The organism is Bacillus sp. GM2, from assembly GCF_056155945.1.
The window spans coordinates 135,476-148,289 of sequence record NZ_JBRKSZ010000008.1; the positions used below are offsets into that span (position 1 = coordinate 135,476).

At 40.9% G+C, this 12,814-nt stretch carries 11 protein-coding genes; 3 read left to right on the plus strand and 8 right to left on the minus strand.

Annotated elements, in window-relative coordinates; genetic code table 11:
* Nucleotides 1-2: 2 nt before the first annotated feature.
* The 6 genes from ACVC9U_RS15525 to ACVC9U_RS15550 form a co-directional block, all read right to left on the minus strand.
* Nucleotides 3-581 (minus strand): VanZ family protein, encoded by a 579-nt coding sequence (locus ACVC9U_RS15525; RefSeq protein WP_441391264.1) that lies wholly within the window; start codon nucleotides 579-581, stop codon nucleotides 3-5.
* A gap of 83 nt (nucleotides 582-664) precedes the next feature.
* Nucleotides 665-3,223, minus strand: a complete 2,559-nt coding sequence (locus tag ACVC9U_RS15530) for an ABC transporter permease (protein WP_145650774.1) — start codon at nucleotides 3,221-3,223, stop codon at nucleotides 665-667.
* 12 nt (nucleotides 3,224-3,235) lie between these two features.
* Nucleotides 3,236-3,919, minus strand: a complete 684-nt coding sequence (locus ACVC9U_RS15535; protein ID WP_145650775.1) for an ABC transporter ATP-binding protein — start codon at nucleotides 3,917-3,919, stop codon at nucleotides 3,236-3,238.
* Nucleotides 3,920-3,926: 7 nt separating this feature from the next.
* On the minus strand, nucleotides 3,927-4,346 hold the full coding sequence (locus ACVC9U_RS15540) for a hypothetical protein (RefSeq protein WP_145650776.1): 420 nt from the start codon (nucleotides 4,344-4,346) through the stop codon (nucleotides 3,927-3,929).
* A gap of 289 nt (nucleotides 4,347-4,635) precedes the next feature.
* Nucleotides 4,636-6,072: an anion permease gene (locus ACVC9U_RS15545; protein WP_075755041.1), complete on the minus strand. Its 1,437-nt coding sequence runs from the start codon at nucleotides 6,070-6,072 to the stop codon at nucleotides 4,636-4,638.
* A 311-nt stretch (nucleotides 6,073-6,383) separates the two neighbouring features.
* Complete coding sequence (locus tag ACVC9U_RS15550; protein WP_003179714.1) at nucleotides 6,384-6,731, minus strand: YflT domain-containing protein; 348 nt, start codon at nucleotides 6,729-6,731, stop codon at nucleotides 6,384-6,386.
* Nucleotides 6,732-6,928: 197 nt separating this feature from the next.
* Here ACVC9U_RS15550 and ACVC9U_RS15555 point away from each other — a divergent pair, with 197 nt between their 5' ends.
* Entirely contained in the window at nucleotides 6,929-7,312 is a 384-nt protein-coding gene (locus ACVC9U_RS15555; RefSeq protein WP_145651935.1) for a YfmB family protein, read from the plus strand.
* 56 nt (nucleotides 7,313-7,368) lie between these two features.
* Complete coding sequence (locus ACVC9U_RS15560) at nucleotides 7,369-8,391, plus strand: NADP-dependent oxidoreductase (protein WP_441391265.1); 1,023 nt, start codon at nucleotides 7,369-7,371, stop codon at nucleotides 8,389-8,391.
* 38 nt (nucleotides 8,392-8,429) lie between these two features.
* Here ACVC9U_RS15560 and ACVC9U_RS15565 read toward each other — a convergent pair whose 3' ends face one another.
* The gene (locus ACVC9U_RS15565; RefSeq protein WP_016886315.1) at nucleotides 8,430-9,860 is read right to left on the minus strand and encodes an IS1182 family transposase; all 1,431 of its coding nucleotides are present in this window, start codon (nucleotides 9,858-9,860) and stop codon (nucleotides 8,430-8,432) included.
* Nucleotides 9,861-9,979: 119 nt separating this feature from the next.
* Nucleotides 9,980-11,110 carry a DEAD/DEAH box helicase gene (locus ACVC9U_RS15570; RefSeq protein ID WP_441391266.1) on the minus strand — a complete coding sequence of 377 codons (1,131 nt, stop codon included), beginning with the start codon at nucleotides 11,108-11,110 and terminating at the stop codon, nucleotides 9,980-9,982.
* 137 nt (nucleotides 11,111-11,247) lie between these two features.
* Here ACVC9U_RS15570 and ACVC9U_RS15575 point away from each other — a divergent pair, with 137 nt between their 5' ends.
* Nucleotides 11,248-12,804 (plus strand): ABC-F family ATP-binding cassette domain-containing protein, encoded by a 1,557-nt coding sequence (locus ACVC9U_RS15575; RefSeq protein WP_441391267.1) that lies wholly within the window; start codon nucleotides 11,248-11,250, stop codon nucleotides 12,802-12,804.
* Nucleotides 12,805-12,814: the final 10 nt, after the last annotated feature.

Below are 12,814 nucleotides of genomic sequence, written 5' to 3' on the forward strand. Positions count from 1 at the left end.
CCTCAAAAATGCAGACCTTTCCTGCGGGAACCTGATTCTTTAGCTCCAAACATGAAAGACGTCAGGCAGAAACCGATTACACCGCCGGCCGTATTTAAAATTAAATCATCCACATTAAAGGTTCTCGCCATTATGAATCCAGTCACAGACAGCACAAGCTGGAGACTCTCAATCAAAAAGCTTGTCAAAAAAACAAAAACCGCCGCTTTTTTCAGCGGAATTTTCCTCCATAGAACGGAAAGATACACACCTAAAGGAATGAGCAATAAAACATTAAAAAAAGTAAGCTTGACAGAATTCCAAAAAAACCAATCAAACCCGCTCTGCTGATGCATTTGCACCCATTCAGCAACAAAATAAAACGGAATGAGCTGAATGTTCATTTGAGCGTATGCCGCCTGCGGCGGAATGTTGATTCCGCCTATCGTATAGTGATAAACGACGCTCAAATAAACAATAAAACTGGCAAACACCATTTTTCTAAACACACTTGTCTTTTTTCGGTTTTTCACAATGTCATACAAAAAGTAGACGATTGCATACAAGAAACCGAGCAGCATGAAATCAACTGACCAAAACATTAAAATTCACACCTTTATTTTTAGTCACTATACTAACAAGTTTTGTGGATTTTCACCATAGCTCATAAACACTAATTACCAAACTATTCTTCCTTAGTTTTTAAAGCGTCAGAAATACTTATTTTTTTCAATACAAAAAATAAGATAAATAGTGAAATCAAAGATAAAGTACTTGTGAAAGCAACTGAATAAAAATAATATTTGAAATAATTATAATTATTATAGTTTTCAGGCATTGATAATGTAAGAAAAAGAATTATCGTTCCGCTTAAAAGAAAAGCTAATATTAAATAAATAGTCATTTCAATTATCAGGTCTTTCAAGACGGCTGTGACGCTTTTTCCAAAGGCTCGATTAATTGCAATTTCAGCTTTTCTTTGAATGATTCTAGAATACATTGTTGCAGCTAATGTTAAAACAGAGTAAAATGCAGTAACCGCAAATAACACAGTCCCAAGTATGGATAGATAATTAGAAATTGACTCAAGTCTCTTATTATCTTCTGTTTCTGAATAATACAGACTTCCAGGAATTGAGGAAACCATTTGTTTCGTCTTATTAATAATCCCTTTCTTTTTTTGTTTAGAAATTGAATGGTCAGTATATATTGTCAATTCTTTATAGCCATCAAAAACCCCAATTTTTTTAGCCACTTCTTCATAAATTAAAACTGTAATTCCTTCACGTTCTTGAGAAATCTGATTTTTTTTCATCAAGTAAGGAGACAAGATAATCCGTTCTACCTTCAGATCCCAATTTTCAAATTTTGGTTTTTTTTCATCAGAATATGCAATCCTGCCGATTTTCACTTCGTCTCCATTTATAATTTTATTATTCATTTCTTTTTGATTTATTTCAGGAAAGAAAATAAAGGCTGATCTTGATTTTTTCACTTTCCTTACGGAACTTTCATCAAAACTATACATGCGTTGGAGATGTTTAAGTTCACTGTCATTCACTAATACAAAATTCACGTTAGGAATAGGTATAAGATTATTTGGTACTAAATTATCTATTGTGTCCTCAGATATTTCAACATTTATATTTTCCATCTTATAGGTGTTTATCCAAGATTTAATTTTGGGTGAAAGTTGTTGTTTGGTTAGGAGCAAGGTGCTCCCTAGGGAGTTTGGAACTTTATCAATATAAACAACTCCTGGCAAGCGTTGAAGATCTTCTACACTTTTATAATCAAAAGAAACAGATTGGTTGGTTTCGATAATATAGCCATTTACATGTTCCTCAGCAGTCAGTTGCTTAGATGAAAGTATAAAATCCGGTGTTGTTTCTTCGGATTTTTCAATTGTTTCATCGGCTATTAACTGGGTGAAGAAAAAAATCATGATCGAGAAAGACAGTATAACAATAAATAATATAGAAGATTTCCATCGAAACGTAAGTTGAATCACCAAAGACTTCAATTTAAAAGGAAACTTTTCTATAAATTGATAAACACGGTATCCTTTTGCTATAAGCGGATTCCCTTTTAAATTCGTATGAATTGTTTCTTTGCTTATTTTTTCCGTTACAATTAGTGCTGTTATACATAATGAAAAAAATAATAAGGTGAGCCAAATCGTGACGAACAGAGTAGATTCCAACAGAGGTGAAGAACTGTAGTTTTCAGTACGATATGTTTGATGATTTAATATCTTTTTCAAGTACACCCCAACAGGAAAAGATATTAAGAAACTCACTAAAACAATAACGGTACTCTGAAAAAAAACAAGAAGCCTTATATGATTTTTTTTTGCTCCGTGGGATCTCAGTATCGCAATTTTTTGCCGGTAATTCTGATAGAACACCTCAAATATTCGAAAACAGCAACACAACGAACCAAATATTAGAATGATAGAAAAAAATAAACATATATAGAAAATTCTATTATAGTTTTTATATCCTTCATTAAAAAGATTCTCATTTTCATATAATTGTTCAGGGCTAGACAAATGTTGCTCAAAATTTTCATTTATTTCTTGTTCGATCTTTTCTACATTTTCATTTTGAAGTGAAAAGATAAAACTTTTTTGTATATCAATGTGCTTATCTGCATTAAATTTTGTCGGACTTATAAAAACATTTGGATATGTATTCTTTCCTTTTTCTATATTTATTGGAGTAGACCAATTTGAGGAATAGTTATTCACAATCCCTACTATTTGATAAACTTCCTCAACAGCACCTATTTTTAATTTAACATCCGCTCCAATAACGTCATTTGTTTTAAAAGAGTCAGTTAAAAATGATTCAATTGCAATCTCATTTTTGTGTACAGGCATCCTCCCATGTAAAATATGTATATGCCCTAATTCTAAAGCACTTTTGTCAAACCATCCAATAGATGCTCCGACTGAAGATTCATTAAAATCTTCAGTGTAACCAACTAAAAAAATTCCTCCTCCTTTTTTTACACTATGTATTCCTCTTAACTCTTTGAACTCCTTTTCATTAAGATTGTTAATTATAGCATGATGCTCACCATATTTTTCATAGGCCTTTTCTTTTGTGTATTTCAGAATTTCTTCTGTAGCGCTGTTCACCATAATAAGAAAGACCATTGAGATAGAGATTATTAAAACCATTAAATAAGATATTTTTCTTCTTTGGAACAACGACTTAAAAGCTAATTTAACCCAAAACATATTTCAACACCTTTATAAAGTTTTGACTCGTCCATCTTCAATTAAAAAAAGCTGATCTGGCCTCTCTATCAAGTTCTCTTCGTGTGTAACAATCACTAATGTTTTATCAAATTCTTTGCATAAAGAAACTAAAAGTTCAATAACTTTTTTCGCATTTTTTTGATCTAAATTACCAGTAGGCTCGTCCGCAAAAATGATTTCTGGATCATTTGCCATTGCTCTTGCAATAGCAACTCTTTGTTGCTGACCACCTGACAGTTGGAAAGGAAAAGATTTCAACTTGTGCCCAATCCCTAAAATATTTGTCAGTTTCTTAATGTCCGAAATGTCTTTTTCCTTTTTATTAATCATTAGTGGTAGGATAATATTATCAAACACTGAAATTTCAGGTATTAAATGATAACTTTGAAAAATGAAACCGAAATTATTACCTCTAATATTAGCTTGTTCAGGATCCTTTAATTTATAAAAATTTTGCTGTTTAAACCACACATGACCGTTGGTAGGTATTTCCATTCCACCAAGAAGACTCAGCAAAGTTGTTTTACCTGATCCACTTTTTCCTAAGATTACATTAATTGAACCCTTGCTTATAGAAAGAGTAGTAGGGTGCAACGCATTAAATAATGAAGCACCCTCCCCATATGATTTTGTTACTTGATTTGTCGATATTATAATTCTATTATCTTGTCTCATAATATTCCTATTGTTTGATCCTTCCTCCACCTTTTATATTAATTCCGTAATCTGAATATGTGTGCTTCGTAACATTAACTCTGTAAGTCCCTTTAGCCACTTTCCCTACATTTTTGCTATAACTTTTTCCAGTGGTTAGTCTACCTGTACTGTAGCTAGTAAATAATCCTTTGCTAATTGTGACAGTATATTTATGAGTTTGTGACAGAGTTTCACCAGTTTCAGCCTTAATCGTTCTTGCACTAGCAGTTATAGTTGTAGATTTATTGCTTAGTTTATGCTTAGCTTCCCCAGTTATTGCTGATCGGATATTGAAAGAATATGGCTCATTATAAGCTAAACTCACCGTACTAAAGCCAAAAATAAAGACCAAAGCTACAACAGAGAAAGTAACTAATATTTTCTTTCTCTTTAATAATTTTTTCATAAATAATCCCCTCTTCCTTTTTATCTTTTTTTTCGATTGTCCAATCAGAAACAGATCTGTCATATATTAGGTTAATACGAAAAATAATGTAAGTCAATGCATAAATTAGATTTCTATATCCATCATTTGTTTCAAAGAAATAACTAATATAAAACGGATATATGATGATAGATAGGCTAATTCCAAAGCTTTTAATTTATTACGACTTTTAACCGCAAGTGTGGAATTTCAAATCAACAGCATCGAAATGGACATAAAAGAAAGGACAGGATCTCTCCTGCCCTTCATTTTACCATATACCCAAAAATTTCCACCACAACCCTCCGACAACAAGCCATGTCACAATATGAACAATCGACAAGATAAATCCGATTGACCACCATTTGCTTTGTGGAATATAGCCGGCCCCGAAAAAGACGGGTGCCGCTCCAGCTCCGTAGTGTGTCGTCGAAGCAAAAAGGTTGCTGAAAAACGCAAGGCTTAATGCTGCGAGGAGCGGCGGAGCGCCTGCAGCGATAATCACGGCGAGAAAGGCCGAGTACATCGCGCTGATATGAGCGGTTGCACTCGCAAAGAAATAATGCGAATAATAGTAAACCGCAATTAAAATGAGAAATGCGCTGACCCAGGAGAATCCTGAAACATACGATTTCATCGCATCGCTGAACCAGCCGACCATGCCGAGTTCATTCAAGAAGCTCGCCAGCATGACGAGCGCGGCAAACCATGTCAGCGTATCCCATGCGCCTTGCTCTTTCTTAATATCGTCCCACGTCAGAACCTGTGTCAAAAGCAGGACGGCTAAACCGATCAATGCCGTTGTCGTTGCGTCAATTTTCAGGTTTCCTCCGAAAATCCATAAAAAAAGGACGAGCAAAAAGACCGCGACCATCGAGAGTTCCGATTTTTTGAACGGGCCCATTTCTTTCAGCTTCTCTGTTGCGATTTTCGCCGCATCAGGTGTTTCTTTCACCTCAGGCGGATACAGTTTATAAATGACAAGCGGGGTGATGATCAAGCTGACAAGTCCCGGGACGATGGCCGCCACAGCCCAGCTTGTCCAGGTCAGATTCACACCTGCCACATCATGGGCAAGTTTGGCAATCAGCGGGTTTGCCGCCATAGCCGTTAAGAACATCGCTGAAGTGATCAAGTTCCCCTGAAAGCCCACCTTCAGCAAGAAAGCGCCAATGCGCCGTTCCGTGCCGTCCTTGGGCGTTGACTGAAAAGTTTCGGATAACGAACGGATAATCGGAAAAATAATTCCCCCGGCCCGTGCGGTATTACTCGGGATCGCCGGCGACAAAATCAAATCGCTGACAAGAAGTGAATACGAGAGTCCGAGTGTTTTTTTGCCAAACATCCGCACAAATAAATAGGCGATTCGCGCACCTAAACCGGTTTTTATGAATCCCCGTGAAATAAAAAAGGCAATGACGATCAGCCAAATCGTCTTGTTTCCAAAACCGCTGAGCGTTTCTTCAATCGACAGCGTTCCGGTCAGCGCCGTGACCGCCAATGCGAATACGGCGATTGCCCCCATCGGCAGCGGTTTTGAAATAAAGCCGATAATCGTTGCCACAAAGATTGCAAATAAGTGCCATGCTTTCGGGTCCAATCCGGCGGGCGACGGAATAAACCAAATCACCGCTCCGACTAAAATCGTGACCGCAAGAGGAATGATGTTCAATGCCGATTTTTGTTCTGCATCTTTTTCTTTAGCCAAAACCTTTTCCTCCATTCATATCGTTTTCGTTTATTATTCTACTCCTTTCCTGCTATCATTCAAATTTTATTTTATTAAAAAAACTGCCGACCTTGTCGGCAGTCTCAGATTTTTGACAAAATCCCAAAACGACTTTTTGTTTTGGGATTTTGTCATCCCTTCAGCGTGATTGAAAACCCTTGCAGTCTAGGAAGGCCGAGCATCGGAGCGCAGCGAATGTTGGAATTCGTGAGCACCGACGCGCAGGCCTGACAACGAATGCGAGGGTTTCTCGACACGCTGAAACTGCCGACCTTGTCGGCAGTCTCATGTTATACCCAGGATTTCACTTTTTCATGATCCGTGACGAAGAGGAGGACTTTTCCTTCATCAAGCTGCTTCTCGAATTGTTCTGCTTCCTGTTTTGAAAAGCCGATCTCATGAATTTTATTGCGGAGTTCGTCCCCTTTTTTGTTGAAGATATTGCCGACGGCATTTTTAATGCCTGTCTCTTCGGCTCCGATCGTATTGGCATCCGCGTTGTCCGCGAGTCTTTCAGTACGGTCGTCATCATGTGACAGAACGTAAATATCTTCTCTTGCAACTCCGATTTCCCTGAGTTCCTCAACATCCTTCATCAGTTTTTCATCATTAGTATATTGTCTTACTACCGGTTTCATATGAATCTCCTCCCTTTTTTCATGTTGTATTTAAGACTTACCCTTTGTTCACGCGGCTAAACGGATGAATGCTCTGTCATGACATTTTCATTTCAATGTTACAATTGTTATAAATTTTCAGATCATACGTTTGAAAGGGTTGCCATTTCAGGTACATTAACAAATAGACAAGGCTTTTTAGATGGGGTGATTGGAGCGTGTATTATTTTTCACCGGAACAGCAGTATAACGCATGGATCATTAGCGATTTGGTCAAGCAGATTTTTTCAAGAGAAGGTCATCAAGAAGCTGATACTCATCGATTTGAATCTTTTGCCGCCAGACGATTCGGCATCAATATCGATTACGTCTTTTCAATCATCATGAACATCGGCGATCCGGAAGAAAGGAGAACGGCGAGCAGCACCGAAGACCTCCTCTCTTCATATCTCCTGTCATTGCTTCCTTTTATCACAAAAGACATGTTTCAATTTTCGAGAGAAAATGCCAATCAATACCTTTTAAATGAAAGAAATGCTGATGTTTTTCATCTTTTTCTGCCCGATTCTGTGCTGAAGAAAACCTTTCATGCAACCCGCTGATCTTTTGCTAAACCTCTTTTTTACGTGGTAAGTTATAAGTAAAAGGAGGAATCATTATGCCGCAAAAGCAAATTGAACTCGCAAGACGTCCGCAGGGCATACCTGTTATGGACGATTTTCGCATAAAAGAAACGGATATTCCGGAAGCAAAAAACGGTGAAGCGCTTGTAAAAACGCTTTATGTCTCAGTGGACCCTTATATGAGGGGAAGAATGCAGGACACGAAATCCTATGTCGAGCCATTTCCGCTTGATAAAGTGATCACCGGAGGCGTGATCGGCGAAGTGATATCTGCAAAAGGAGACAAGCTCAAAAAAGGGGACATTGTTTTGGGCCGCTTGGGCTGGCAGGAGTATTCAGCGGTTCGCGAAGACAATCTGCAGAAAATCGATCCGTCCCTCGCGCCTGTTACCGCTTTTCTTGGGATTCTCGGCATGACCGGTTTGACGGCTTATTTCGGGCTTCTGGACATCGGACAGCCAAAAGCTGGCGAAACAGTTGTTGTCTCCGGGGCCGCGGGAGCAGTCGGCTCCGCTGTCGGACAAATTGCCAAAATTAAAGGGGCGAGAGTCGTTGGTATTGCGGGCTCTGACGAAAAAACGGCATACTTAAAAGAAAAGCTCGGTTTTGATGAAGCAATCAATTATAAAACAACGGAAAATATGGCTTCAGCGCTTGAACAAGCTTGTCCGGACGGTGTCGATGTTTACTTTGACAACGTTGGAGGCACGATTTCAGATGCCGTCTTCACCCTGCTCAATAAGTTTGCACGAATTCCGGTTTGCGGGGCGATTTCTTCTTATAACGTCAAAAGCGCAGAAGATGATATGGGGCCGCGTGTACAAACGGCCTTAATTAAAACAAGCGCCCTGATGAAAGGATTTGTCGTCAACGATTACAGGGACCGCTTTCCTGAAGGAACCAAACAGCTCGCCGAATGGGTAAAAAGCGGACAGCTTCAATATGAGGAAACGATAACAGAAGGTTTCGAGCGGATACCTGAGGCATTTTTAGGCTTGTTTGAAGGAAAAAACCTCGGCAAACAGCTGATCAAAGTCGCCGATTCCGACAATGCCTGAGCATTCATTAAAAAAGAGGCCTGCCGGCAGCAGGCCTCTCAGACCGTTGACAAAACAGGTCGGATTTTAAAAATCCGACCTGTTTTTGTCCATTTTATTCTATTATTTCGATCAGAAGGCTGGCGGTTAGGACCTTTCCAGGTCCAATTCGCCAGCTTTTTCAGATTCATGGCAGCGAAAACAAGCATCGCCTGCATGGACAATTTTTTCTTTCCCCGTAAGGTTGTCCAGCGCAAGCCATGCTTATGTTTTAAATCGGCAAAAACTCGTTCGATCGTCTCTTTACGTTTGGCATAGATTTGTTTATTCTCTTCCGTATGCCGAAGATGATCAGCTTCGTCTAAATGATCCTGCCAGATATGTCTGTGAATCATCTTTCGATGATCTCTACTTTCTGTACACGTATGTAGTAATGGACATTGTTTACATCGATTTGGATCTGAAGCATACTCTCGATAACCTTGCCGATTGGTTGTGCGATAGGAGAGAATATGGTCTTGCGGGCAGATATAGACATCATAAAATTCATCGTAAACATACTCGTGTTTTCTCATGAATCCTTTTTTGGTTTGCGGACGCGTGTAAGGCATAACAGGGCGAACGTTTTCTTCATGAAGAAATTTTGCGATAACCGGTGTTTTGTATCCGGCATCAACTGCGACCGTATGAGGCTTGGCGACGCGCTCTTTCACTTGTTGAAACAGGGTCGTGAACACTTGGCTGTCATGAATATTGGCAGGCTCAACAACCGTCCCCAGCACAAATCCGTTCCGGTCACAAGCTGTATGAAAACCATAAGCAAAAAGGCGTTCCCGTTCACCCTTTACAAAATAGCCGCTCTCAGGATCTGTTGTACTTTCTTTTATTTCTCGTTCTTCTGAGCATTGCCTGGGCTTTAAGGGCTTTTTGCCGTTGGCTTCGCGATCGGCATTAATTTCTTGATCTAACTGTTCCTGATAAGCTCTTGTTTCTTTTCTTACGATCTTTTTCACAAACTTTTTCTTATTGGCATTCGCTTTGACATGTGTGCTGTCGATGAAGGCAACCGAAGGATCGACGAGGCCGAGATCCATGGCCTGACGTAAAATCCTATAGAAGATTGTTTCAAATAGGTCTGTGTCATGAAAGCGACGTTCATAGTTTTTACTGAAGGTTGAAAAGTGAGGGATTTTTTCAGAGAATCCATATCCAATAAACCAGCGATAGGCTACATCAGTTTCGATTCGCTTAATGGTTTCGCGCATGGAGCGATGACCAAACACGTATTGAATGAGCACCATTTTAATCAGTACAACAGGATCAATACTTGGACGCCCTTTTGAAGAATAAAGAGGGGCAACTTTTTGATAAATAAATGAAAAATCAATGGCTTCTTCCATCTTCCTGACCAAATGGTCTTCAGGTACAAGCTCACTTAAGGCAACGACTTCAAGCTGTTCACGCTGATCTTTAGAGTGTTTGGTCAACATGGTAAAACCTCCAAAAATTAGATTCCACACACATTTTAACAAAAAAAGCTTGTCGATCAAGCCACTTTTTTGTGACTTTGTCGACAAGCTGAGAGGCCTGCCGGCAGCAGGCCTCTTTCTTATCTTTCAATAATCCGTCCTCTTTCATACACGATCCGCTGAAGCGGGATTTCAAGCTTCTTCGCCAGCTTTTTCAGCCTTTCCTCTTCAATGCGGTTGACAAGGCTGATCACGGTTCCTTCATTCCCCGCTCTTCCCGTCCTTCCCGACCGGTGGATATAGCCTTCAATGTTTGGCAAATCAGCGTGGATGACATAAGGGAGATCTTCGATGTCGATTCCGCGCGCTGCGATATCGGTCGCGAGAAGCAGCGTGAATTCGCCTGCTTCAAATGCCTGCAATATTTTGGCGCGCTCGATTTTTTTCGCCTCGCTGTGAAGGACGCCGATGTCGACATGATGAAATTTAAGCTTTTCGGCATACACGTTTAAATTGCCGATGTCTTTGACAAAGACGAGCGCCTGCATGCCTGGAAACCGCGAGAATTTCTGCAGGATCTTTACCTTATCCCGCTGGTCGCATACGAGAAATTGGTGTTTGATTTTTGCAGATTCTTCTTTTGACCTCTTGATCCTGAGAACTTCCGCTTCTGCCGTCATGCCGCGGAGCTCGCGTTCGGCGTCGTCTTTTAAAGTCGCCGAAAAACAGAGGAGCTGCCTGTCGCGGAGCGTCGATTTGATGATGCTTTGTATCGTCCCGCGATGCTCCGGCGTAAGCAGATGATCTGTTTCGTCAAGGACGATCGTTTTCACTTCATGCATTTTCAGTTTTTTCATTTTAATCACCTCAAATACGCGTCCAGGTGTGCCCGCAATGATGTGCGGGTGTTTTTTCAGCTTTTCCTGCTGCTTTTTGATATTGGCGCCGCCGATCAGGGAAGCGGCTCTGATATCCGAGCCTTTTTTCCATTCGACGATCACATCAAAAATCTGCATGACAAGTTCGCGGGACGGAGCCAGAATCACAGCTTGTACGTTCTTTTGTTCCGCCTTCAGCTTTTCCAGTATCGGCAGGACGTAAGCGAGCGTTTTGCCCGTTCCAGTCGGCGACTCGGCGATCACGTCACGCCCGTCCAAAATCAGATCGACTGCGTTTTTTTGGACACTCGTCGGCTCTTGAAAGCCCGATGCCTTCCAGTTTTCTTGAATAAACGGTTTTGCTTTATTTAAAAATGGCCATCTTTCTGTCATGTTTTTCTCCTTTTATCAGGTTGATTCTGCTCCTAGTATCTCAAAACAAAAGCGGCTGCGCAATTTTTCTTTTATTGTTCCCTCTGAGTTCGATATAATCTTATAGAATACAGATTATATTTTTTGAGGTGCAAAACATGAGTTTACTTACAGTCACAAAGCTGAGCCACGGTTTTGGCGACCGGGCGATCTTTCATGATATATCCTTTCGCTTGCTGAAAGGCGAACATGTCGGTCTCATCGGAGCAAACGGCGAAGGAAAATCGACCTTCATGAATATCATTACAGGCAAACTTGAGCCTGACGAAGGAAAAGTGGAATGGTCCAAAAAGGTCCGGGTCGGCTATCTTGACCAGCATACATCACTTGAGCGCGGACAAACGATCCGCGACGTGCTGAGAAACGCTTTCCATTATTTATTTGCGATGGAAGAAGAAATGAATGCCATCTACACAAAAATGGGCGAGGCCGACCCCGATGAGCTTGAAAAGCTTCTCGAAGAAGTCGGAACGATCCAGGACGCCCTGACCAACAACGATTTTTACGCGATTGACGCAAAAGTTGAAGAAATCGCCCGCGGCCTCGGGCTTAACGATCTCGGCCTTGACAGGGATGTCGCGGATTTGAGCGGCGGCCAGCGGACAAAGGTGCTGCTTGCCAAACTGCTCTTGGAAAAGCCCGACATCCTGCTGCTCGATGAGCCGACAAACTATCTGGACGAACAGCATATCGAATGGCTGAAACGCTATTTGCAGGAGTACGAGAACGCCTTTATTTTGATTTCACACGACATTCCGTTTTTAAACAGCGTCATCAATCTGATCTACCATGTGGAAAACCAGGAGCTGACCCGCTATGTCGGCGACTACAACCAATTCCGCGAAGTATATGAAGTGAAAAAACAGCAGCTTGAAGCAGCCTACAAGAAACAGCAGCAGGAGATTTTAGAGCTGAAAGACTTCGTCGCCCGCAACAAAGCGCGCGTCAGCACAAGAAATATGGCGATGTCCCGGCAAAAAAAGCTCGATAAAATGGATATGATCGAACTCCCTTCGGAAAAACCGAAGCCTGAATTTCACTTTAAACAAGCAAGAACATCCGGAAAGCTGATTTTTGAAACGAAAGAGCTCGTCATCGGCTATGATGAACCTCTGTCCCGCCCGCTGAACTTGAGAATGGAGCGGGGACAAAAAATCGCTCTGTACGGTGCCAACGGCATCGGAAAAACGACATTGCTAAAAAGCCTCCTGGGAGAAATTTCACCGCTGTCGGGAGAAGTCGAACGCGGCGAACACCTTCATATCGGCTATTTCGAGCAGGAAGTGAAAGAGACCAACAACAACACATGCATAGAAGAAGTGTGGAACGACTTTCCGTCCTTTACACAGTACGAAATCCGCGCGGCCCTGGCGAAGTGCGGTCTGACGACAAAGCATATCGAAAGCAGGGTTTCCGTATTAAGCGGCGGGGAAAAAGCAAAAGTCAGGCTATGCAAGCTTATCAATTCGGAAACGAACCTGCTTGTACTCGATGAACCGACAAACCACCTTGATGTTGAAGCAAAAGAAGAATTAAAAAGAGCTTTGAAAGAATACAAAGGCTCCGTCCTGCTCATCTCTCACGAACCTGAATTCTATATGGACATCGCGACAGAAACATGGAATTGCGAGTCATGGACTACGAAAGTTTTATAAACAAAAAAGC

Bases quoted from the DNA above. Each gene is read 5' to 3' on its own strand.
- ACVC9U_RS15525 (WP_441391264.1), bottom strand. From the start codon at position 581: ATGTTTTGGTCAGTTGATTTCATGCTGCTCGGTTTCTTGTATGCAATC.
- ACVC9U_RS15530 (WP_145650774.1), bottom strand. From the start codon at position 3,223: ATGTTTTGGGTTAAATTAGCTTTTAAGTCGTTGTTCCAAAGAAGAAAA.
- ACVC9U_RS15535 (WP_145650775.1), bottom strand. From the start codon at position 3,919: ATGAGACAAGATAATAGAATTATAATATCGACAAATCAAGTAACAAAA.
- ACVC9U_RS15540 (WP_145650776.1), bottom strand. From the start codon at position 4,346: ATGAAAAAATTATTAAAGAGAAAGAAAATATTAGTTACTTTCTCTGTT.
- ACVC9U_RS15550 (WP_003179714.1), bottom strand. From the start codon at position 6,731: ATGAAACCGGTAGTAAGACAATATACTAATGATGAAAAACTGATGAAG.
- ACVC9U_RS15560 (WP_441391265.1), top strand. From the start codon at position 7,369: ATGCCGCAAAAGCAAATTGAACTCGCAAGACGTCCGCAGGGCATACCT.
- ACVC9U_RS15565 (WP_016886315.1), bottom strand. From the start codon at position 9,860: ATGTTGACCAAACACTCTAAAGATCAGCGTGAACAGCTTGAAGTCGTT.
- ACVC9U_RS15570 (WP_441391266.1), bottom strand. From the start codon at position 11,110: ATGACAGAAAGATGGCCATTTTTAAATAAAGCAAAACCGTTTATTCAA.
- ACVC9U_RS15575 (WP_441391267.1), top strand. From the start codon at position 11,248: ATGAGTTTACTTACAGTCACAAAGCTGAGCCACGGTTTTGGCGACCGG.